At 65.1% G+C, this 21,636-nt stretch carries 19 protein-coding genes; 1 reads left to right on the top strand and 18 read right to left on the bottom strand.

Features of this window, described 5'->3' with window-relative positions; translation table 11 throughout:
• Positions 1-11: 11 nt before the first annotated feature.
• The 10 genes from moaD to NMQ14_RS14850 form a co-directional block, all read right to left on the bottom strand.
• A complete protein-coding gene (gene moaD, locus NMQ14_RS14895) occupies positions 12-275 on the bottom strand; it encodes a molybdopterin converting factor subunit 1 (RefSeq protein WP_257097374.1) in 264 nt (87 codons plus the stop codon).
• Between the two features lie 3 nt (positions 276-278).
• A complete protein-coding gene (glp, locus tag NMQ14_RS14890; RefSeq protein WP_257097372.1) occupies positions 279-1,496 on the bottom strand; it encodes a gephyrin-like molybdotransferase Glp in 1,218 nt (405 codons plus the stop codon).
• Positions 1,493-1,987: a molybdopterin-guanine dinucleotide biosynthesis protein B gene (mobB, locus tag NMQ14_RS14885; protein ID WP_257097371.1), complete on the bottom strand. Its 495-nt coding sequence runs from the start codon at positions 1,985-1,987 to the stop codon at positions 1,493-1,495. The genes glp and mobB overlap by 4 nt, the downstream gene beginning before the upstream one ends.
• Before the next feature lie 342 nt (positions 1,988-2,329).
• The gene (locus NMQ14_RS14880) at positions 2,330-3,124 is read right to left on the bottom strand and encodes an ABC transporter ATP-binding protein (RefSeq protein ID WP_069038023.1); all 795 of its coding nucleotides are present in this window, start codon (positions 3,122-3,124) and stop codon (positions 2,330-2,332) included.
• Positions 3,125-3,145: 21 nt separating this feature from the next.
• Positions 3,146-4,069 (bottom strand): nitrate ABC transporter permease, encoded by a 924-nt coding sequence (gene ntrB, locus NMQ14_RS14875; protein ID WP_257097370.1) that lies wholly within the window; start codon positions 4,067-4,069, stop codon positions 3,146-3,148.
• A gap of 53 nt (positions 4,070-4,122) precedes the next feature.
• On the bottom strand, positions 4,123-5,424 hold the full coding sequence (locus NMQ14_RS14870; RefSeq protein WP_257097369.1) for a CmpA/NrtA family ABC transporter substrate-binding protein: 1,302 nt from the start codon (positions 5,422-5,424) through the stop codon (positions 4,123-4,125).
• 386 nt (positions 5,425-5,810) lie between these two features.
• Positions 5,811-6,392 carry an ANTAR domain-containing response regulator gene (locus NMQ14_RS14865; protein WP_257097368.1) on the bottom strand — a complete coding sequence of 194 codons (582 nt, stop codon included), beginning with the start codon at positions 6,390-6,392 and terminating at the stop codon, positions 5,811-5,813.
• A gap of 112 nt (positions 6,393-6,504) precedes the next feature.
• Positions 6,505-7,680 carry a SpoIIE family protein phosphatase gene (locus NMQ14_RS14860; RefSeq protein WP_257097367.1) on the bottom strand — a complete coding sequence of 392 codons (1,176 nt, stop codon included), beginning with the start codon at positions 7,678-7,680 and terminating at the stop codon, positions 6,505-6,507.
• On the bottom strand, positions 7,677-8,582 hold the full coding sequence (locus NMQ14_RS14855) for a response regulator (RefSeq protein WP_257097365.1): 906 nt from the start codon (positions 8,580-8,582) through the stop codon (positions 7,677-7,679). The genes NMQ14_RS14860 and NMQ14_RS14855 overlap by 4 nt, the downstream gene beginning before the upstream one ends.
• Before the next feature lie 98 nt (positions 8,583-8,680).
• Positions 8,681-9,052 carry a sirohydrochlorin chelatase gene (locus NMQ14_RS14850; protein WP_257097363.1) on the bottom strand — a complete coding sequence of 124 codons (372 nt, stop codon included), beginning with the start codon at positions 9,050-9,052 and terminating at the stop codon, positions 8,681-8,683.
• Between the two features lie 91 nt (positions 9,053-9,143).
• Between NMQ14_RS14850 and NMQ14_RS14845 the strand changes: the two genes are divergently transcribed.
• Entirely contained in the window at positions 9,144-9,803 is a 660-nt protein-coding gene (locus NMQ14_RS14845) for a response regulator transcription factor (protein WP_257097361.1), read from the top strand.
• Positions 9,804-9,830: 27 nt separating this feature from the next.
• Here NMQ14_RS14845 and NMQ14_RS14840 read toward each other — a convergent pair whose 3' ends face one another.
• The 8 genes from NMQ14_RS14840 to NMQ14_RS14805 form a co-directional block, all read right to left on the bottom strand.
• Positions 9,831-11,777 carry an ATP-binding protein gene (locus tag NMQ14_RS14840; RefSeq protein ID WP_257097359.1) on the bottom strand — a complete coding sequence of 649 codons (1,947 nt, stop codon included), beginning with the start codon at positions 11,775-11,777 and terminating at the stop codon, positions 9,831-9,833.
• A gap of 77 nt (positions 11,778-11,854) precedes the next feature.
• Positions 11,855-13,987: a TonB-dependent siderophore receptor gene (locus NMQ14_RS14835; RefSeq protein WP_257097357.1), complete on the bottom strand. Its 2,133-nt coding sequence runs from the start codon at positions 13,985-13,987 to the stop codon at positions 11,855-11,857.
• A 136-nt stretch (positions 13,988-14,123) separates the two neighbouring features.
• Complete coding sequence (locus tag NMQ14_RS14830) at positions 14,124-14,774, bottom strand: lactate utilization protein C (protein ID WP_257097355.1); 651 nt, start codon at positions 14,772-14,774, stop codon at positions 14,124-14,126.
• On the bottom strand, positions 14,771-16,189 hold the full coding sequence (locus NMQ14_RS14825; protein WP_257097353.1) for a LutB/LldF family L-lactate oxidation iron-sulfur protein: 1,419 nt from the start codon (positions 16,187-16,189) through the stop codon (positions 14,771-14,773). The genes NMQ14_RS14830 and NMQ14_RS14825 overlap by 4 nt, the downstream gene beginning before the upstream one ends.
• A gap of 7 nt (positions 16,190-16,196) precedes the next feature.
• Positions 16,197-16,958 (bottom strand): (Fe-S)-binding protein, encoded by a 762-nt coding sequence (locus NMQ14_RS14820; protein WP_257097351.1) that lies wholly within the window; start codon positions 16,956-16,958, stop codon positions 16,197-16,199.
• A 5-nt stretch (positions 16,959-16,963) separates the two neighbouring features.
• Entirely contained in the window at positions 16,964-17,956 is a 993-nt protein-coding gene (gene pbpG, locus NMQ14_RS14815; protein WP_257097350.1) for a D-alanyl-D-alanine endopeptidase, read from the bottom strand.
• 123 nt (positions 17,957-18,079) lie between these two features.
• Positions 18,080-19,207, bottom strand: a complete 1,128-nt coding sequence (locus NMQ14_RS14810; RefSeq protein WP_257097458.1) for a patatin-like phospholipase family protein — start codon at positions 19,205-19,207, stop codon at positions 18,080-18,082.
• Positions 19,208-19,304: 97 nt separating this feature from the next.
• Positions 19,305-21,578 carry an NADP-dependent malic enzyme gene (locus NMQ14_RS14805; RefSeq protein ID WP_257097349.1) on the bottom strand — a complete coding sequence of 758 codons (2,274 nt, stop codon included), beginning with the start codon at positions 21,576-21,578 and terminating at the stop codon, positions 19,305-19,307.
• Positions 21,579-21,636: the final 58 nt, after the last annotated feature.

The following is a 21,636-nucleotide window of genomic DNA, read 5'->3' as shown; positions in this document are numbered from 1 at the left end:
CTGCCTCCCGCTCAGCCGCCGGTGACCGGCGGAAAGAAGGCGACCTCGTCGCCGTCGGCCACCGTCGCGGCCGGATCGGCCATGCGCTGGTTGATCGCGGCGCGCAGGTTCTTCATCTGCGCCAGCTTCTCCCAGTCGCCGCCGCGACCGGCGATCAGCGCCCGCACGCCGGCCAGGGTCGTGCAGTCGTCCGGCAGTGCAAGCGTTTCGCCCGGGGTGCCGAGGGCCTCGCGCAGCGCGGCGAAATACAGCACTTTGATGGTCTTGTTCGTCATGACTCAGTACAGCAGCGATTCGAAGGACAGGAAAGGCACGGCATCGCCCCGGGCGATCGTCCGCCCGGCCGCGATGTCGGCCAGGCCATCGCCCCACACGGTCGAGGTGAGCACGCCGGAGCTCTGGTTGTCGAACAGCTCCAGCCCGCCGGTGGCAGTGCGGCGCACGCGCAGGAATTCGCGCCGGCGATCAGCTTTCGGCCAGTCGAAATCGGCGCGCACCATGAAGGGCACCGGCGTCACGCCCTTCACACCCATGCGGCGCAGGATGAACGGACGCACCAGCAGCAGGAAGGTGACGAAGCTGGACACCGGATTGCCGGGCAGACCCAGGAAGTCGGCCATGCTGTCATCGGAGCGTTTCACATGGCCGTGCGCCAGCGGCTTGCCCGGTTTCATCGCGATCTTCCAGCTTTCCAGCGAACCTTCGGCCATCAGTGCGGGCTTGATGTGGTCTTCTTCGCCGACGCCGACGCCGCCACTGGTCAGGATGACATCGCAGGTCGCCGCCGCTTCGCGCAGCGCGGCGCGCGTGGCGTCGAGCCGGTCCGGCACGATGCCCAGATCGAGCACTTCGCAGCCCAGCGCCTCGCACAGCGCGCGCAGCAGGTAGCGGTTCGAGTTGTAGATGGCGCCCGGCGGCAGCGGCTGGCCCGGCATGACCAGTTCGTCGCCGGTGGAAAACAGCGCGACGCGCGGCCGACGCACCACCGGCAGGTCGGCCAGCCCGACCGACGCGGCCAGGCCGACTTCCTGCGCACGCAGCCGGCTGCCGGCCGCCAGCACCGTATCGCCGCTGCGGATGTCTTCGCCGGTGCGGCGTATCCATGCGCCGGTCTTCGGTATCTCGTCGAAGCACACCCCGGCATCGGTGGTGCGCGTGGCTTCCTGCATCACGATGGCGTCGGCACCCGCGGGCACAGGCGCGCCGGTGAAGATGCGCGCACAGGTGCGGGGCGCCAGCGGCGCACCGACGTGTCCGGCCGGAATGCGCTGGCTGACCGGCAGGCAATCGCCGACCGATTCGAGGTCGGCCACGCGCACCGCGTAGCCATCCATGCTGCTGTTGTCGTGCGGCGGAACCGTGATGGCCGACCGCTGATCGCGTGCCAGCACACGACCGGCCGCATGGAAGGTGCTGACCGTTTCGGTGTCGCCGATCGGGCGCGCGGCATCGAGCAGGCGCGCGAGTGCGGCGTCGAGCGTAAGCATTTCGTTCATCGGAACCCCTGGTGCGTGAGGATGAAGACGGCGATGGCGTCCACATCGTTCAGGTCGAGCCGCGGCAGCGGAAGTTCCATCGGCACATCGGTCGCGACCGCGACCACATGCGGATTGTCCGGATACATCAGCGGCCGGTCGTGCGACGGACGATGGATTTCCAGCTTGGGAATCGGCGAGGCCTTGAAACCTTCCACCAGCACCAGATCGCACGGGCTCAGCGCCGCGATCTGTTCATCGAGCGACGGCTCGTCGCGACCGCGCAGTTCGTGCATCAGCACCCAGCGGTTGTTGGAGGTGAGCAGCACTTCGGTGCAGCCGGCCTCGCGCAGGCGAAAGGAATCCTTGCCCGGGCGGTCGATGTCGAACCCGGCATGCGCATGCTTGATCAGCGAAACGGTCAGCCCCTCCAGCACGAAATGCGGGATGAGCTGTTCGATCAGCGTGGTCTTGCCGGAGCCGCTGTAGCCGGCAAATCCGAAAACTTTCATGGGCTGGGCGGTGCGGGAAAACCGTGATTATCGCCCAGGCGACCGCGCACGCGCACGGCGGCCGCTTCGCCTGTCACGGTTTGCCGCAAACGGCACAGATTGACCCGGCACTTCGCCCTGGCAGGCGAGGGCAGCTCCGACACCTACGTCGTCGACGATGTCGCGCAGCTTCGCGGAGATGGAGCGGGGATGTTGGGCATCGCTGCGCTCACCCCAACCTACGGACTCCGCGCGCCGTTGTAGGTTGGGGTGAGCCAAAGGCGATGCCCAACACGCACCCGCCGCACCCCGCACCCGCCCCGCAGGTTGGGGTGAGCGCAGCGACGCCCGGCACACGCCGGGTCAGGCCGCCTTCTTCACCTGCTTCTGATACAGGAATTCCAGCAGCGCGGCGCGGTACTCGACGAAGTCGTGGTCATGCGCCAGTTTCAACCGGTCGCGCGGACGGGCCAGCTTCACTTCGAGGATTTCGCCGATGGTGGCCGCCGGGCCGTTGGTCATCATGACGATGCGGTCGGACAGCAGCACCGCCTCATCGACGTCGTGCGTCACCATGACGACGGTCGCACCGGTCTTTTCCATGACACCGTTCAGCTCGTCCTGCAGGCTGGCGCGCGTCAGTGCGTCGAGCGCGCCGAAGGGCTCGTCCATCAGCAGGATCTTCGGCTCCATCGCGAAGGCGCGGGCGATGCCGACGCGCTGCTTCATGCCGCCGGAAATTTCATGCGGCAGCTTGTCCAGCGCGTGGTCCATATGCACCATTTCGAGCGCCGCCTCGGCGCGCGCCTTCAGCTTGCCCTTGCCTTCCTTCTTGCCGAACACGCGCTCGACCGCCAGCAGCACGTTTTCGCGGCAGGTCAGCCAGGGCAGCAGCGAGTGGTTCTGGAACACGACGGCGCGTTCCGGGCCCGGGCCGGCGATTTCGCGACCGTCGCAGAACAGGTTGCCGCTGGTCGGCAGCGTGAGCCCGGCGATCAAGTTCAGCAGCGTCGACTTGCCACAGCCGGAGTGGCCGATCAGCGTGACGAATTCGCCCTCGGCGATGGTGAGGTCGATGTCGCGCAGTGCGACGAACTTGCCTTTCTTGGTATCGAAGGACATGCCGGCGTTTTCCACCTTGACGATGACTTTGCTCATGGGAATCTCCTGAATCCGCGATCAGCTGTTGCCGTACGAGAAACGGCGGGCGAGCAGCAGCAGGCACTGTTCGAGCAGCAGGCCGACGATGCCGATGACGAAGATGGCGATGATGATGTGCTCGACCTTCAGGTTGTTCCATTCGTCCCACACCCAGAAGCCGATACCCACGCCGCCGGTCAGCATTTCGGCGGCGACGATGACCAGCCAGGCGGTGCCGATGGACAGGCGGATGCCGGTCAGCATGTACGGCAGCACCGACGGGAACAGGATCTTCGTGACGATCTTCCATTCGCTCAGATCGAGCACGCGCGCCACGTTCATGTAGTCCTGCGGCACGCGCTGAACGCCCACCGCAGTGTTGATGATCATCGGCCAGATCGAGCAGATGAAGATGGTCCACGTCGCAGCCGGATCGGCCTGCTTGAACACCAGCAGACCGATCGGCAGCCAGGCGAGCGGGCTGACCGGACGCAGCAGGGAAATGATCGGATCGAGCATGGCGTTCATGAAGGCGAAGCGGCCGATGATGAAGCCCAGCGGAATGCCGATCAGGGCGGCGAAGCCGAAGCCGATGCCGACGCGCTGCAGTGACGACAGCACGTTCCAGCCGATGCCCAGATCGTTCGGCCCGTTGTTGTAGAACGGGTCGGCGAACAGCACCTTGGCCGCTTCCCACACCGGCAGCGGCCCGGGGATGCTGCCGCCGGAGCCCGCCAGCAGCGCCCACACGGCGATCAGCAACACCATGCCGGCGATCGGCGGAAACACCGCCTTGAAAATGCTCAGCAGGATTTCCGACATCGGCGTGCGCGGCTCGCGCGGCGCTGCGGCCACAACGGGAGGCGCGACCGGCACGGCTTCGTTCGCGGCGCGCACTGGCGCGGCGGCGGAGCCCGAAGTCATCGGAACCACCTTGTCACTGGTAATGATTGCTGCACTCATGATTGACTCCTTTCGGTACCGGAGGACGCGGGGCGAACCCCGCGTCCGAACCATCAAGCGGCGTTGACCTTGAAGCTGCCTGCATACTTCTGCGGGTCCTTGCCGTCCCAGGTGACACCGTCGATCAGCTTGTGCGAACGCATGTCGCTCTTGGGCAGCGGCGCGCCGGCGGCCGTCGCGGCCTGCTTGTAGATGTCGATGCGATTGATCGCCTTGGCAACGGCCAGATAGTCCGGGTCGCTTTTCAGCAGGCCCCAGCGCTTGTGCTGGGTCAGGAACCACATGCCGTCCGACAGGTAGGGGAAATTCACCGCGCCGTCGTTGAAGAACTTCATCGCGTTCTTGTCATCCCAGCTCTTGCCCAGGCCGTTCGAATAGCGACCCAACATGCGTTCCAGGATGACATCCATGTCGGTGTTGATGTAGGACTTGGTTGCCACGACTTCTGCCGTCTTGCGCCGATTGGCGAGCGAGGCGTCAATCCACTTGCCCGCTTCGAGGACCGCGGCCGTCATGGCGCGCGCCGTGTTCGGGTACTTGCTGACCCATTCGGCGGTGGTGCCGAGCACCTTCTCCGGATGATCTGTCCAGATGTCCTGCGTCGTCACCGACGTGAAGCCGATCTTGTCGATGATGGCGCGGTTGTTCCACGGCTCGCCGACGCAGAAACCGTCCATGTTGCCGACACGCATGTTGGCGACCATCTGCGGTGGCGGAACGGTGATGACCTTGACATCCTTCATCGGATTGATGTCGTGCGCGGCCAGCCAGTAATACAGCCACATGGCATGGGTGCCGGTCGGGAAGGTCTGCGCGAATGTGTAGTCGCCCGGCTTGCTGGTCAGCAGCTTCTTCAGGCTGGTGCCATCGGTGACGCCCTGATCCTTCAGCTTGTTGGCGAGCGTGATGGCCTGGCCGTTGTTGTTAAGGCTCATCAGCACGGCCATGTCCTTCTTCGGGCCACCGATGCCCAGATGCACGCCATATACGAGGCCGTAGAGCACGTGCGCTGCATCGAGTTCGCCGTTGACCAGCTTGTCGCGCACCGCCGCCCACGATGCCTCCTTGGACGGGATGATCTTTATGCCGTACTTTTCGTCGAACTTCTCCACCGCCGCCATCACGACGCTCGAACAATCGGTCAGCGGAATGAAGCCGATGCGCACTTCCTTCTTCTCGGGTGCGTCCGAACCGGCAGCCCATGCTCCCGAACGCACGCCGGGCGGCACCATGCTCATGAGCGCTGCTCCTGCGCCGAGTGCCACGCCCTGCCTGAGGAAGCTGCGACGCTTGTCTGTGGTTTCGATGTTGCTTGGGGCCTGCGCGCTGTCTGCCTGTTTCGGATGGTCAGCCATCGTGTTCTCCGTCGGTTCATGTTTCGGTTCCAGAATGAAAAAGGGGCGTACATCCGCAGCGGTGAAAGCCGAGCCGGATGGACGCCCCTGTCCCTGTCGGAGGCTTTCGAGCCTCGCTGGCCGCAACGTCGTTGTTGCGCCTTGAACATCTCTTAGCATGCAGCGTGCCAGTGTGCTTCACCGCATCCATCCAGCTGTTTTTCAAAGGTTTTGCATGTTCAGACTGACGGTACTGCGCGCGCTGCCTTATCAGGCTGCACTTGTGCGGTGCAACAGCCCGACGCCGCGCACCACGACGAACAGCGGTGATCGGCAGCGACGCCGGCAAAAGTCGGGACAGGGAGCCGCCGACAGCCGGTGCAGCGGCGGATGTGACCGGCGCAGGATCAGCCAAGCAGTCGGGCGGTCGCGAGCAGGTCTTCGGATACGGCTGCGATGGTCTTGCCGCGCTCCATCGCCAGCTTGCGCAGCGTGTGGTACGCGGCGTCTTCGTCAATGCCGCGCAGCTTCATCAGCACGCCCTTGGCACGGTCGATGGTGATGCGGTCGGACAGCTTCTGCCGCGCCTCGTCGCGCGCGCGCCGCAGTTCCTGGTGTTCCTCGAACTGCGCCAGCGCCACATCGATGATGGGCTTGATGCGCTTGGCTTCCAGCCCGTCGACCACATAGGCCGACACGCCGGCCTTCATGGCCCGACGGATGGTCTTGCTGTCCGATTCGTTGGCGAACACGATGACCGGACGCGGCTTCTCGCGGTCCATCGCGGCCATGTGTTCCAGCGTGTCGCGCGAGGGCGAATCGGTCTGGATCAGGATGACATCGGGCTTGAGCTCTTCGACCTTGAGATGCAGATCGTAGGCGCTCGACAGGACCGCGGCCACCTGATAACCGGCGCAGGCGAGCCCGGCACAGATTTCCGCTGCGCGCTTGCGCGATTCATCGACCACCAGAACATTGAGGACAGCCATGGAGCGGGATTCGGGATTCGGGTTGACCCTGGCATGCAATCGCTGTGCCAACGCGCCTGAGCGGCCGACGCGGTCGGTCGTATCCAGGCGCATGCGCCGTCCGGCGCGGATTTCATTCCAGATTGATCACCATCAGCGATACGTCGTCGTGCGCCGATGCCCCGTCCAGATGCATGTCGAGCGCCTTGCGCACCGCATCGTGGCGTTGCGTGGGCAGGGTGTCGCGCAATACCGCTTCGATGCGATGGTTGCCGAACGCCTCGCCGCCGGGTGACTGCGCCTCGAGCAGTCCGTCCGAACACAGCACGAGCTGGTCGCCCGGGGTCCAGCGGAAATGGCGCGGCGGTACATTGACCGGATCGTCGGCATCGATGCCCAGCGGCAGGTTGGCTGACCCGAAACGCTCTTTCACCACGCCCTGCTTGTTCAGCCACAGGACGTCCGGCGTGCCGCCGACCCACAGTTCGCCGAAGCCATCTCCCAGCCTGAGCATACTGGCCGCGACAAAGCGGCCGACCGGCAGCGACGACATCAGATGCCGGTTGATTTCACCCGCCATCAGGCCGAGCGACAGGTTCTTCGCCGCCATGCCGAAAAACACCTGCAGCACCGGCAGCACACTGATCGCTGCTGCCAGTCCGTGACCGGTGGCGTCGGCCAGCAGCGTGTACAGCGCACCGGAATGAGAGCGCGACACGGCAACGATGTCGCCTGAGAACTGCGTCGTGGGAGTCACCGAATAGCGTACCCGCGAGTCGGCGACAGTCTTGCCCTTTACCTGGCGATCAATGACGGAACGCGCAAATTCGATCTCCGCTTCCTGCTCGGCGCGGTAGTTGTTCATGTCGGCCTGCAGTGCCAGCTGACGCGCGCAGCCAGCCAGCTTGGCCGCAAGGATCGCACGCCGGATCGGCTTGCTCAGGTAGTCGTCGGCACCCGCCGCCAGGCCGGCAATCATGTCTTCATCGTCGGCACGCGCCGACAGCAGCAGGATGGGCAGCCAGGTACCGGCACACAGGCGACGCAGTTCCCGCGTGGCCTGCAGGCCATCCATGCCGGGCATGACGACGTCCATCAGCACGATGTCGGGGCGAACGCTGCGAAAGACCTGCAGCGCAGCGGCGCCGTCCGTCGCCTCGATGCAGCGATAGCCGAGCCGACGCACCAGCGCACTGACCGTTGCGCGGCCGATCAGGGTGTCATCAACGACCAGCACCGTCATCGGTCTCACGGGCTGCTGATCGACGATTGGCGCCAGGCCTTCCGCAGTGACTTGCGTAATGCTCATTGCACGTCCACCGCTGCGCTGACCACATTGCCGGACCCGCTGTATTCGAGCCGCGTGAAAGAAAGTTGGCGCGCCATTGCGATGCCACGGCCGTTCGGATCGAAGGCGCGCTCCGGATCGAAGTCGAGATAACGCGTGTAGTCGAAACCCCGACCTTCATCGCTGACCGTGAAGCGCACTTCCGTTGCCGAACGTTCGACCGTCAGGCGCGCCCGCTTGCCCGCGTTCTGCGGCAACAAAAGGCGGCGCTCGACCTCTTCCTGCCAGCGGTCTTCCAGACGCAGGCGCGACTTTTCGGCGTAGGTGATGCCCAGATTGCCGTGCTCGACCGCATTGATCAGCAGCTCGCTCAGGCCCATCACGATGTTTTCCGGTTGCGGCGCCGCCAGCGACGCCAGCGTCGACAACTCGGTCGCTTGCTGAAGCGTGGCGAACTCGAACTCCGCGCGGGTGAGCACGCACATGGCGCGGCGCATGTCTTCGACCTGCAACTGGAATTCGCGCGTGCGACGTACTTCGTCGAGTGCAGACTTGACGATGGCAAGCAGTGCGTCCGGCTCGTACGGCTTGGTGAGGTAATAGCGCGCGCCCGCTTCGAGCCCTTCGCGTACCTGGTCCGGCGTCGCGGCGGCTGTCTGCAATATGACCGGCATACCCCGCAGGCGCGGCGTGCGCTGCACGCGGCGCAGCACTTCCATACCGTCCAGGCGCGGCATCATGCGGTCCAGCACCAGCAGGTCGAATTCGCGCTCGGCATCTTCGAGCAGTGCCCATGCTTCGACACCGTCGTGAGCCATGGTCAGCTCCAATCCGGGTGCGTCCAGATATTCCCGGATGATTTCGAGGTTGAAGGGTTCGTCATCGACGACGAGCACCCGTACTTTCGCTGTCACACTGGGCATGCAAGGCTCCGGAAGTCTGCGGCCGGAATCCCGTCAAACCTGATGGCACCCGACCTCTGGCAGTGCTAACGGCGTGTTGCGCCGAGTCTTGAACCCCGTCAACCGGTCAGGGCAGCCAGAGCCACCTCGGCCATCACCTGCTGCACGCGTGCGTCCTCGCCCACTGCCGTGGCCAGTTCTATGAGCAGCGACGGATGGCGCGCGCGTGCGGCTTCGACCTGAGCCGGCAGGTCACGCCGCACATGCCCGCTCTGTGCGATGAACATCGGCACCACGGCGATGCGCGTCACGCCATCCGCGACCAGCCGGTCGCAGGCCTGATCGAGCGTGGGTTCGAGGAATTCGAGGAAGGCGAGTTCGACGCGCGGCGCCGACGGCGCACCGGCCAGACGTGCCGCCACCTCGCGCAGCGGGCGCGCCCATTCCGGATCGCGCGAGCCGTGTCCGAACAGTATCAAGCCGTGATTCAAGGTTAATCCCTTTCCATTTATATGCTTACGATCAAGCGCCGGTGATGCGCCGCGGGTACACTCGCGCCATCTCATTGCGGCGGGACTGTGCATGCAGGTCATGATCATCGAAGACCAGCCCCTGGTTGTGGAAGGGCTGCGCAGCGTACTGACAGGCATGGACAGCGAGCCGGACATCCGGTGCGCACTGCTTGCGTCCCGCGCATTGTCCATGCTGCGCAGCGGTCTGCGGCCGGATCTCGTGCTGCTGGACCTCAATCTACCGGACGCCGGGGGGACCTCGTTGCTGACCGAACTGCGCCAGGAGTTTCCGGACGTGCCGGTGGTGGTGATTTCGGCCCAGGACGACCGTGACACCATCACCCGTGCGATTGACCAGGGCGCCATGGGTTTCATCTCCAAAAGCTCTAACACGGCGATACTGGTCAGCGCGCTGCAGCTCGTGATGAAGGGCGGCATCTATGTGCCGCATCAGGTGCTGGACGACCATGGCGTTGACCATCCACCGCAGGCGCATATCCAGGACCTGGCCGACATCGGCATGACGCCGCGTCAGATCGAAGTGCTGACACTGATGATCGAAGGCATGCCGAACAAGCTGATCTGCCGCGAACTCGGCATTTCCGACGGCACCTGCAAGACGCATATTTCAGCCATCCTGCGCCTGCTTGACGTACGCAACCGCACGCAGGCGGTGTTCGCACTGTCAAAAATGGGTGTGAAGTTGCCGCGACGGCCAGCCAGGGATTGAACCCGGCGGCGCCCTGAACGCAGCCGATCAGGGGCCGGGATCTTCCGCCGCGTCCAGCATGCCGCCGATCACTGCATCGAGCACGACCGGGCGCACCGGTTTGGCGACCAGCGGGATGCCATGCCCTTCCAGTTGGATTTCAAGCTCGCGCGTGGCGGCCAGCCCGGTCATCACCAGCGCCGGAATGTCGTCGCCCAGCTCGCGTCGCAGCGTCAGTACGGCATTCAGTCCATCCAGTCCGTCGCCCAGCTGGAAATCGCTGATGATGAAGGCCGGCGCACCGGCCTGTCGGAGCTGACGCAGCACGAAATCGGGCGAGGTACCCGCAATCACGTCGATGCCGACCGAACTGAGCAGCGACTGCAGCGACTGCAGCACCGCGGCGTCGTCATCGATCAGCGCCACCCGGCATCCGGCCAGCCTCGCCAACCCGTGCAGTGGCTGGGCCACCGGTACCTGCACGAGGGCGCGCACGCGCGGCAGCACGACGCTGAAGGTTGAACCGCGGCCGGGGCGCGAGCGCACCTTCACTTCATGCCCGAGCAAGGCACACAGCCGCTTCACGATGGTCAGCCCCAGCCCCATGCCGCGCCCGCCCGCGCCCGGGTCGGCGCCGGGCAGGCGCACGAATTCTTCGAACACGTCGTCGATACGTTCGGCCGGAATGCCCTGACCGCTGTCGCGCACCTCGATGCGCAGGCGTCCGTCGTCGAGCATGCGCACGCCGGCGAATACCGTGCCGCGCGTCGTGTAGCGCAGCGCATTCGATACCAGATTGGCCAGCACGCGCTCGAGCAGCAGCGGATCGGAGCGGCACCACGCCCGTGTCGGATGCAGCTCGAAGCGCAGACCCTTCTCCGCGGCCTGCGCCTCGAAGGTGACACGCAGGCTGTCGAACACCCGGATGAGCGGAAAGTCTGTCAGCCGCGGCTGCGTGGCCCCCGATTCCAGCCGCGCGACATCGAGCAGCACGTCGCGCATGTTTTCCAGCTTCAGCGACGAACGTTCGAGCCGCGACAGCAACCCTGCACTTTCGTCGTCGCGCAGCCGCAGCTTCAGCGTGCGGATGTCGAGCCCCATGGCCATCAGCGGCTGGCTGAGATCATGCAGCAACGCATCGACGAACTGCGTCTTGGCGCGACTGGCCTGCTCGGCCACCTCCTTCTGCTGCTGCAACTGGGCGGTGGCGTCATGTACCCGCTCCTCCAGCCCGGCGCGCGCCGCCTGCAGCGCGACCGCCATGCGGTTGATGCCGTCTTCGAGCACCTGCAGGATGCCGCGCGCGCCGCTCCGCGCCCGCACCGAAAAATCGCCTTTCTCGATGCGCTGAACGGTTTCGGCAAGCGCACGCACCGGGGCGGTCACGCCATCGGACAGGAAGCGGGCGAACAGGCCCGCCAGCAGCAGACCGCCGGCGGTGATCAGGACGGCACTGGTAATCAGTTCGCGCCGCGCTTGCTCGCTGCCGAAACGCGACACCTGAACCACTACGGTACCGAGGCGCAACGGCCCGGATGGCGCCAGTTGATCGTCGAGCAGCAGATCCGAAGGTCCCTGCGCCGAAAACACCGGCGCGGCAAACTGGTGGAAGCGGTCGCTGCTCTGCAGCCGCTCGGTGCGGGCGAGACCGCGTGTGGCATCCACGGGCGGGTCACTGACCTGCCCTGCACGCGCCAGAACCAGGCGGTCGCGATCAACGATCAGCACACCGTCGACGCCGCGCTCGCGCATCATCGAATCGGCCAGCGACTGCAGGATGTCGAGATTGCCGACGAACAGGCCGTATTCGGAGGCGGGCGCGAGGCTGCCGGTCAGCAGCGCAGCGCGGTCGATCAACGACTGTTCGATGTCGTCGATGCGCGTACTGGTGAAATGAACCGCCAGTGCGAGCGCAATGGCCACCGAGGGCAGCAGCGCGGCGACCAGTACCCGGCTGCGAAAGCCGAGGCGATCGAGTCCGAAACGACTCCGCACCCTGTGTCCCCCAACACGCGCCGAGCGCGGAAATTTACCGTGCCCATGATACGCGAAGCCCCGTTGCGGGCCCGTGCTCAGTCCCAGCTGGTACGCAGCGTCAGCCGCGCCTGCCGGCCGACCGTATTGAACGGGGTGCGACTGCCCTGGTCATCGTTGAAGGTTTCGTAGCGGGGTCCGATGTCGGTCACCGCAAACGCGGCTTCCCACAAGGTGCCGCCGCTGCGGAATTTCTTCGCGATGCGCGCATCCAGCGTCTGATAGCTGTCGACCCGTTCGCTGCCGCTGAACCAGCGGGCGGAATTGACGCCATGCAGCGTGGCCGAGATCGACCAGTCGCGCGGCAGCGCTTCGAACCAGGTCAGCGACCAGGTCGACGACGGCACCGTGTCGCCATAGCAGACGCGCCGCGGATCACAGGTGGCATCGGAGCGGATGCGCGGAATGGCCTGGGAAAACCAGATTTCGCGCCCGTTGCCCCGATAGCGATATTGATATTCTATTCCCTGTATGGTGACGGCGTCGCCATCGATGAAAGTCACGCCGGTCTCGAGATAGTCACTGTCGCGGTAGCGCGTTTCGGTAATCAAGTGGTTGAAGCGCTCGTGGAAAATCCGCACGTCAAGTGTCGATGCACCGAACTGTCCTACATAACCGAATTCGACCGAATCCAGGCGTTCCGGCTGCAGCGAGGGCGTGCCGACGAAGGTGCGCCGCGACCGCCCCTGCTGGAATCCGGCCGCCAGCAGCGGCCCAGCAACCGGGTCGAGTGCGGTCAGCGCTGCCGCCACTTCCGGGAAGATGAAGCGGGAATCACCCCGCGTTTCGATCAGCGCGGGATGACGGTAGGCGCGGCTGACACCCGCCTTCAGGGCATGGTCGGGCGTCGCATGCCAGGTCGCGAACAGGCGCGGCGAGGCTTGCGGGCTTCGATCGCGAAACCGCTCGATCATGTTGCCTGCGTTCAGGGTCCAGCGTTCGCTCGGCCGCCATTCGACATTTGCCGACACGCGCACGAAGCCGTCGGATTCGCGGCCGGTCACGAAGAACATGCGATCCGACTTCAACTCCTCGTGGCGCAGTTCGGCGCCCCAGGCAACCCGCCAGTCCGGCGCCGGTACGAAACTGTGCTGGAAATCGATGTTCTGCCGGGTGGCCGAGCGGTTGTAGTCGATGGGCAGCGGCAGCGAGCCTATGGAAAAAAACGGAAAGCCGGCATCGACAAGCCCCTGGTTCACCACGTCGGCCGCTTCGCCAAACCACTCCTCGCGCCCGCGGTCCTCATTGCGGTAGTAGCTCACCGACCATTCATTGTCGGTCGACATCAGCCGCCGGAAGCGCAGGTGCATGAAGCGGTTGTCGGTACGCGATTCGCGAAAACCGTTCTCGTTCGCGCTGTTGCCGGTCACGCCATACGGATAGCCCAGTTCGCGGCGACTCTTGTTCTGTCCCGCCGTCAGGCTGATTTCGTCCGAGCTGTTCAGCGTCAGGTCGGCGCGGAAGGTCATTGAATTCAGCCGCGCGTCATCGTAGCGATCGTCGAAACCGGCGTCGCCCATGGTGCGGGCGTTGAGCGCGATGCTCAACGGTCCGAAGCTGTGCCGCAGACGCATCGACGCATCGGCCACGTCGCGATTGCCGCGGCTGACCGAAATGCTCGAGCGCGGACCGTCCTGGCTGCTGCGCGTGACGATGTTGACCACGCCCGCCACGGCGTTCGAGCCATAGGTGGTGGCATTCGAGCCACGGACCACCTCGATCCGCTCGATCTCTTCCATCGTCAGTGGCAGGGCGTCCCAGTCCACGTAACCGAACAGATAGGGTGAGTAGACCGACCGGCCATCGATCAGCACCTGCATGCGGTTCGGATTCAGCGAACCCAGGCCGTGATAGAACACCGCCGGCGAGTGCCCGGTGTCGCTCATCACGTTCATGCCGGGCACCAGGCGCAGCACCTGGGTCAGACGGCGATAGCCGAGACGTTCGATGTCTTCGCGCGTGATCAGCGTGACCGCACCCGGCGCATCGTCGATGCGCTGCGGCATGCGGGTCATCGACAGCACGACCGGCAGATCATCGAGGTGCGGCGCCTCGGGCTCGTCGGCCGCCGCCGCAGGCTGCGCCGTCAGGACGACGCCACAGACCAGCGGCACGACCTGCCAGCGCGTGCAGAACCGCCTCAATTGCGGGCGCTCCGCGGCAACGGACATGGCATCAACGCACATAGGAGGCGATTCGAAAGACTCAAGTCAGAATGACTCCAAATGACCACCACGGGCTCGCGGGGTGGCAAAAAGCGCGATTATCTGTCAAAGCGCCCCTTCGGCGCATGCCCTGCTCCGCCGCTTACCCCACGATCAGCAGATGCACCCGGTACGGTCCGTGAGCGCCAAGCACGATGGTCTGTTCGATGTCGGCCGTACGCGACGGACCCGACACGAAGTTGACGGCACGCGGCCAGGGTTCGAGCGCATCGCGCGCGACGGCAAATGCGGCTTCCATGTCGGCCACGATGTGTTCGCGCGGCACCACCGCGATGTGCGTCTCCGGCAGCAGGCTGTTGACCGCCGGCGACTGCGCGCTGGAGCACAACATCAGCGTGCCGGTCTCGGCGATGGCACGAAAACAGCCGGTGATGCCGACCGGATCGTCTCCACCGGCCGCACCGATGCGCACGTCCAGATCGCTGGCCACCCAGTCCAGCCCGGCCAGCACGGGAGACACCACAACCCGATTCCCGAGCCCCTGCGACGTCAGCCAGCTGGCACAGCGCGCAGGCACATCGGCCGGCGTGGCACATTCATCCACGGTGGAAATCAGCGCTTTCGCCCGCTCGATGAAGCGCGCCGCCAGATCACCGTCGAACGACGGTCGCGGCCCGGCCTGCGACGCGCAGATCACCTGCTCGACACGCTCGCGCGCCGCAGGGGTACCGACCGGCTCGCGCCCGATGCGCTGGCGCAGACGGCCGAGGATATCGTCGCGCGCGCTGCTCATCGCCCTGCCCCGCGCTGGCGCGCCGCATACTGGTCGCGGAAGCTCTGCGCGGCCGGTGCCGGAAAGTCGCGCTCGGCGGTCCAGCCCGGCGCGACGCCCATGGCCTGGATGCGGTCACGACCATCGGCCAGCCAGCGCAGATAGCGCACGGCAAGACGCACGCCGCGCGCATACAGCTTCGGACGCTGTGCCACCCAGGCCCACAGGCGCATCGACAGCCGCTCGCTCCACGGTCGCAGGCCGGCGTCGACCTGCCTCTCGCGCAGCTTGCGCATCAGGTCGGGCAGCGGAATCGACACCGGACACACCACGCCGCACTGGTTGCACAGCGTGGCCGCCTGCGGCAGATCCTTCGCTTTTTCGAGCCCCTGATAGAGCGGCGTCAGCACCGACCCCATCGGTCCGGGATAGACCCAGCCGTAGGAATGGCCGCCGATGGTCTGATAAACCGGACAGTGATTCATGCAGGCGCCGCAGCGTATGCAGCGCAGCATGGGCTCGAAATCGCCGCCGATCAGATCGGCGCGGCCGCCGTCGACCAGCACGAAATACATGTGCTCCGGCCCGTCGGCATCGCCCTCGTGCTTCGGACCGGTCAGCAGCGACACATAATTCGAGATGGCCTGCCCGGTGGCCGAGCGCGGCAGGATGCGCAGCAGCGTTGCCAGGTCGTCCAGCGTCGGGATCACCTTTTCGATGCCGGTCAGCGCGACGTGCACGCGCGGCATCGTGGTGCACATCCGGCCGTTGCCTTCATTGGTGACGATGGCGACCGATCCGGTTTCGGCAATCAGGAAGTTGCCGCCGGAGATCCCCATTTCGGCGCCCAGAAATTCCGGCCGCAGCTTTTCGCGCGCCTCGCGCGTCAGTTCGACGATGTCGGTCTTCGCCGCCGTGCCATGCACGCGCGCGAACAGTTCGGACACCTGTTCCTTCGACTTGTGGATCACCGGCATGATGATGTGCGACGGTGGTTCGTTGTCGTTGATCTGCAGGATGTATTCGCCAAGGTCGGTCTCCACCGGACGGATGCCGGCGGCTTCGAGTGCGGCGTTCAGTCCGGCTTCTTCCGACACCATGGACTTGGCCTTGACGACGGTTTTCACGTCGTGCCGGCGCGCAATGTCGATCACCAGCCGGCAGGCCTCGTCGCCGTCGCGCGCCCACAGCACGGTGGCGCCGCGGCGCGTGGCTTCCGCCTCGAAGCGTTCCAGCCAGACGTCGAGATCGCGCAGCACCGATGCCCGGATGTCGGTGGCGCGGGCACGCACCGCATCGAAGTCGTCCAGACTCGACAGCGACGCCAGCCGCGCCGCGGCGTTGCGGCCGCGCGTGCGCTGCAGGTTGCGCTGCAGTTCGGCGTCGTCGAGCCGCTGGCGCACGCGCGACACGAAATGCATGGAGCGGATTTCCATTGCCGCCTCAGTCCGGGTCGAGCCGGCCGGCCAGCAGCTCGGCGATGTGGATCACCTGCGTGCCCTCGTCACCGATTCGGCGCAGCCGTCCTTCGATGTTCATCATGCAGCCCAGATCGCCCAGCGCCACGGTGCCGGCGCCGGACGCGCGGATGTTGTCGCACTTGCGCTGCGCGATGGCACCGGAAATATCCGGGTACTTGACCGAAAACAGGCCGCCGAAGCCGCAGCACTCCTCGCATTCGTTCAACGGCCGCTGCTCGACGCCGGGCATGCGGTCGAGCAGCGCGCGCGGCTGGCGCTTGACGCCCAGTTCGCGCAGCCCGGCACAGCTGTCGTGATAGGTGACGGCACCGGCGAAGTCGCCCGGCACTTCGGTGACGCCCGCCACGTCGTCCAGGAACTGCGTCAGTTCGAAGGTCTTTGCGGCCAGCGCCTCGGCACGGATGCGCCAGGCGTCGTCGTCATCGAACAGGTGGGGATAGTGCGTGCGGATCATGCCGGCACAGGAGCCGGACGGCGCGACGATGCAGGGGAAAACTTCGAACTCGGCAATCAGCTTCTGCGCCAGCGCGCGCGCGCTGCGCGCGTCGCCCGCGTTGTGCCCGGGCTGTCCGCAGCAGGTCTGGGTGTCGGGTACGACCGGCGTGAAACCGGCCGCCTCGATCAGTTTCAGCGCCGCGAACGCGATCGACGGGCGCATCAGGTCCACCAGGCAGGTGACGAACAGGCCGACTTCGCCACAGCTGCCGTGAGGTGGCTTGCTCATGGGTTTCAGCCCGCGCCGGCACCCTGTAGCGCCAGGTGTTCGACCCAGCGGCGGATGCGGTTGGCGTCACCGATACGGGTCAGTCGTCCCCACGAGTCGAGCAGCACGATGACCACAGGCTTCTGGTTCAGCCACGCCTGCATGACCAGGCATTTACCGGCTTCATTGGTGAAACCGGTCTTCTGCAACGCGATCTCCCAGTCGGAACTCGATACCAGCGCATTGGTGTTGTTGAAGTGCAGCATCTTGCCCTTGACGTCGAACGAGCCGTCTCGCGTGGTCGAGAACTCGCGGATCAGCGGGTAAGTGGACGAGGCAGCGACCATCTTCGCCAGATCGCGCGCCGACGACACATTGTGCGGATCGAGGCCGGTGCTGTCGAAGAAGCGCGTATCGGCCAGTCCCAGCTCGATCGCCTTCTGGTTCATGGCGGCGATGAACGCGCGCTGACCACCCGGGTAGTGGCGCGACAAGGCAGACGAGGCGCGATTCTCCGACGACATCAGCGCCAGATGCAGCATTTCCTCGCGCGTCAGGCGCGTACCGATGGCCAGTCGCGAGCGCGTGCCCTTGAGCTGGTCGATGTCTTCTTCCGACACGACGAGCACTTCGTCGAGCGCCGGGCGCGCGTCCAGCGCGACCATGGCCGTCATCAGCTTGGTGATCGAGGCGATCGGCACCACGGCGTCCGAATTGCGTTCGAACAGCACTTCACCTGAAATCTGGTCCTGCACCAGCACGGACGCGGATTTGACGTTCGGCAGGCCGAGCGCGTCGAAATCCGGCTCGTGCGGCGCGCGCGGCGCGGCAGCGACCGACCTGCGGGAGGATTTCTTGATGCTGGCCTGCTTGATTCGCTTCGACTGCGCCGCCTTGGCGACCTTTTTCTTCGAGGAGGACTGTGCGGCGGAGGTTTTGCCGGCGGCTTCGGAGGGGGGTGCGACGCCCAGACCCAGCGCGACTGCGGTACAACTGACCATCAGGTATTTCAGAAGCATGCGTGGGACCCCTGGTGGCGATTCGATTGAGTGAAGAGTCTACCCGTCGAAGTCAATTTTTCAAACGAAAATAAGGCCATGGAAAGCATTCTTATGGCAGTTTCGCGATTGTGACGAAGTTATTCACGGCGCAATCGCCGCCGGCTTGAGGCCGAGGAAGTTCACCACATCGTCCGCGCGCGCCATCGTATCGCGATAGCCGAGGTCGATCAGTGCCCGGGTATAGGGCTTTTCGAACAGCAGATAGCTGGCCAGACCGCCGCCGGCTCGCTTGGTGCCACCGATGCCCCCGAGCAGCGTGCGGATGCCGAACGGCAGGGCATCGACGTGACGCGCCGCGATGTCGTCCAGCCGCTCCGACGGCGCGATCACCAGGGTTTCGATCGGTCGCAGCGGCAAACCCATCTCCGCCATCAGACGTTCGGGTACGCGGCCGAGAATGTCATTCACGCGCTGCAACTGTTCGATATCGATCATCAGCTGATCGAGGAAGATGCTGGCCAGCGCATGGCCCGCCACCTGGGCCAGCGAGGGGTAGATGTCGCCCCGGCGACGCTGGTCCTTCTCGTTCATGCGGCTGACGCCGATGATGAAGATGCGTTCGGCGCCCAGATGCACCGCCGGACTGATCGGTGCGAGCTGGCGCATCGATCCGTCACCGAAATATTCGCGATTGATCTTGGTGGCGGGAAAGATGAACGGCAAAGCGCTGGACGCCAACAGGTGCTCGACCTTCAGCGGCGTGCGCGAGGCGGCGCGTTGCATGCGCTTCCACGGCTCGATGTGCTCGCCGCCTTCGAAAAAGGCCACGCTGTCACCCGAGGTGTAGCCCGAAGCAGTGACCGACAACGCGTACAGCGCCCCCCGGTCGATGGCCCGCTGGATGCGGCTGAAATCGAGTCTGTCGGTCAACAGGTCGCGCAGCGGCGTGTTGTCGAGCAGCGACCTGGGGTAGCGGTCAACCGCCCAGCCGAACATCAGGGCCATCAGCCAGCGCATCCCGGTGCGCGCCAGACCGAAATTGTCGGCGCGATAGACCTGTCCGGCGTGGAAGTTGCGCCAGATGTACAGCAGGTTATCGACCGCGTCGCCGAAGTCCTCGCTGTAGACGCCCAGCGACACGGCATTGATGGCGCCGGCCGACGTACCGCACAGGATGGGAAAGGGATTGATGCGCGTGTCGGGCAGCAGGTCGCGCACCGCCGACAGAACGCCGACCTGATAGGCGGCGCGCGCGCCCCCCCCGGACAACACCAGCGCCGTCCTCGCTTGCTGCACCAAGCCTCCCCTTCTGGTCACGCATGCCGGTCAGCGCCGGCATGCGTGCGTCAGCGCACTGCGCGGGTCCTCAGCGTATCTGCCCCGCCTCGACCACGGTCAGTGCTGTCATGTTCACGATGCGCCGCACGGTGGCGGTCGGCGTGAGGATGTGCACCGGACGCTTGGCACCGAGCAGTATCGGGCCGATCGTCATGCCCTCGCCGGCGGCGGTCTTCAGCAGGTTGTACGAAATGTTCGCCGCATCCAGCGTCGGGAAGATAAGCAGATTTGCTTCGTCCCGCAATCTTGAATTGGGGAAGATACGGGTGCGGATGTCGATGTCGAGCGCCGCGTCGCCGTGCATTTCGCCTTCGACTTCCAGATGTGGGTGATCGGCGTGCAGCATTTCCAGCGCGCGGCGCATCTTGTCAGCTGTCGGCGTGTTGTCGGACCCGAAGTTGGAATGAGACAACAGCGCGATCCTGGGCTCGATGCCGAAACGACGCGCTTCCTCTGCAGCCAGCACGGTCATCTCGACCACCTGCGCCGCTGTCGGATCGTAATTGACATAGGTGTCGCACAGCATGACCGTACGACCCGGCAGGTTCAGCAGATTCATCGCATAGAAATTGCTCAGACCATCCTTGAGGCCCAGCACATTGCGTACGAACTGAAGGTGGCGCGTGAAGTGGCCGAACGTGCCGCAGATCAGACCGTCGGCGTAGCCCAGCCGGGTCAGCAGTGCGCCGATCAGCGTGGTACGGCGACGCGCTTCGAGCTTGGCGTAATCGACCGAGATGCCCTTGCGTTCGGTCAGGCTGTGATACAGCGTCCACAACTCCTTGTAGCGCGGGTCGTTATCCGGCGTGACCAGTTCGAAATCGACCTCGGGTCGCAGCCGCAGTCCCAGCTTCTGGATACGTGACAGCACGACGTCACGTCGGCCGATCAGGATCGGCCGCGCCATGCCTTCGTCCACCACGTTGCGCACCGCGCTCAGCACGCGTTCGTCCTCGCCTTCGGCGTAGATGATGCGTTTCGGATTGCGCTTGGCTTCGGCAAACACCGGCTTCATGACGAGGCCGGAAATCCACACCAGGTTGTTCAACTGCTGGCGATAGGCTTCGAAATCCTCGATCGGGCGCGTCGCCACGCCGGAATCCATCGCGGCTTGCGCCACGGCCGGCGCGATCTTCACGATGAGGCGCGGGTCGAACGGCTTCGGAATGAGGTACTCAGGCCCGAACGACAGCGGCTGCTCGCCGTAGGCGGCGCGCACGATTTCGCTCTGCTCGACCTGTGCCAGTTCGGCGATCGCCAGCACCGCGGCCAGCTTCATTTCCTCGGTGATCGTGGTCGCGCCGACATCAAGCGCACCGCGGAAGATGAACGGGAAGCACAGCACGTTGTTGACCTGGTTCGGGTAGTCAGAACGTCCTGTGGCGATAACCGCATCGCTGCGCACCGACTTCACCTCTTCCGGCAGGATTTCCGGCGTCGGGTTGGCCAGCGCAAAGATCAGCGGGCGCGGTCCCATGCGCATCACCATGTCGGCCTTCAGCACGCCACCGGCCGACAGCCCCAGAAACACGTCCGCATCGCCGATCACGTCGCCCAGCGTGCGCGCGTCGGTCACCTTGGCATAGCGCGCCTTCAGCGGCTCCATGTCTTCCTTGCGGCCTTCGTACACCACGCCCTTGATGTCGGTCACCCAGATGTTCTCGACCGGCATGCCGAGCAGCACCAGGAGGTCGAGGCAGGCCAGTGCGGCCGCGCCGGCACCGGACGTCACCAGTTTGACTTCGCGGATGTCCTTGCCGACCGCCTTGAGACCATTGAGCACCGCGGCGCCGACGACGATCGCCGTGCCGTGCTGGTCGTCATGGAAGACCGGAATCTTCATCCGCTCGCGCAGCTTTCGCTCGATGTAGAAGCACTCCGGCGCCTTGATGTCTTCGAGGTTGATGCCGCCGAAGGTCGGCTCCATGCTGGCGATGATGTCGACCAGTTTGTCCGGGTCGCGCTCGTCGAGCTCGATGTCGAACACATCGATGTTGGCAAACTTCTTGAACAGCACCGCCTTGCCTTCCATCACCGGCTTGGCGGCGAGCGGACCGATCGGGCCGAGCCCGAGAACCGCCGTGCCGTTGGTGATGACGCCGATCAGGTTGCCGCGCGCCGTGAGCGAACTCACTTCAAGCGGATTGGCGACGATCTCCTCGCACGCGGCGGCAACGCCCGGCGAGTAGGCGAGCGAGAGGTCCTGCTGGTTGGTCAGGGCCTTGGTCGGTACGACGGAAATCTTGCCCGGACCGGGCTTGCGGTGGTAGTCCAGCGCGGCAGCGCGAATATGTTCGTCCATGATGAACAGCAAATCCTCCGATCGAGTGATACGACACGGCGACCACGACCCACCTGAT

The organism is Methyloversatilis sp. XJ19-13, assembly GCF_024580155.1.
Classification (GTDB): domain Bacteria; phylum Pseudomonadota; class Gammaproteobacteria; order Burkholderiales; family Rhodocyclaceae; genus Methyloversatilis.
This window is presented reverse-complemented; position numbering and strand designations above follow the sequence as displayed.

Excerpts from the sequence above, each read along its gene's own strand:
- moaD (WP_257097374.1), bottom strand. The coding sequence starts at position 275 with ATGACGAACAAGACCATCAAAGTGCTGTATTTCGCCGCGCTGCGCGAG.
- glp (WP_257097372.1), bottom strand. The coding sequence starts at position 1,496 with ATGAACGAAATGCTTACGCTCGACGCCGCACTCGCGCGCCTGCTCGAT.
- mobB (WP_257097371.1), bottom strand. The coding sequence starts at position 1,987 with ATGAAAGTTTTCGGATTTGCCGGCTACAGCGGCTCCGGCAAGACCACG.
- NMQ14_RS14880 (WP_069038023.1), bottom strand. The coding sequence starts at position 3,124 with ATGAGCAAAGTCATCGTCAAGGTGGAAAACGCCGGCATGTCCTTCGAT.
- ntrB (WP_257097370.1), bottom strand. The coding sequence starts at position 4,069 with ATGAGTGCAGCAATCATTACCAGTGACAAGGTGGTTCCGATGACTTCG.
- NMQ14_RS14870 (WP_257097369.1), bottom strand. The coding sequence starts at position 5,424 with ATGGCTGACCATCCGAAACAGGCAGACAGCGCGCAGGCCCCAAGCAAC.
- NMQ14_RS14865 (WP_257097368.1), bottom strand. The coding sequence starts at position 6,392 with ATGGCTGTCCTCAATGTTCTGGTGGTCGATGAATCGCGCAAGCGCGCA.
- NMQ14_RS14860 (WP_257097367.1), bottom strand. The coding sequence starts at position 7,680 with ATGAGCATTACGCAAGTCACTGCGGAAGGCCTGGCGCCAATCGTCGAT.
- NMQ14_RS14855 (WP_257097365.1), bottom strand. The coding sequence starts at position 8,582 with ATGCCCAGTGTGACAGCGAAAGTACGGGTGCTCGTCGTCGATGACGAA.
- NMQ14_RS14845 (WP_257097361.1), top strand. The coding sequence starts at position 9,144 with ATGCAGGTCATGATCATCGAAGACCAGCCCCTGGTTGTGGAAGGGCTG.
- NMQ14_RS14835 (WP_257097357.1), bottom strand. The coding sequence starts at position 13,987 with ATGTCCGTTGCCGCGGAGCGCCCGCAATTGAGGCGGTTCTGCACGCGC.
- NMQ14_RS14830 (WP_257097355.1), bottom strand. The coding sequence starts at position 14,774 with ATGAGCAGCGCGCGCGACGATATCCTCGGCCGTCTGCGCCAGCGCATC.
- NMQ14_RS14825 (WP_257097353.1), bottom strand. The coding sequence starts at position 16,189 with ATGGAAATCCGCTCCATGCATTTCGTGTCGCGCGTGCGCCAGCGGCTC.
- NMQ14_RS14820 (WP_257097351.1), bottom strand. The coding sequence starts at position 16,958 with ATGAGCAAGCCACCTCACGGCAGCTGTGGCGAAGTCGGCCTGTTCGTC.
- pbpG (WP_257097350.1), bottom strand. The coding sequence starts at position 17,956 with ATGCTTCTGAAATACCTGATGGTCAGTTGTACCGCAGTCGCGCTGGGT.
- NMQ14_RS14805 (WP_257097349.1), bottom strand. The coding sequence starts at position 21,578 with ATGGACGAACATATTCGCGCTGCCGCGCTGGACTACCACCGCAAGCCC.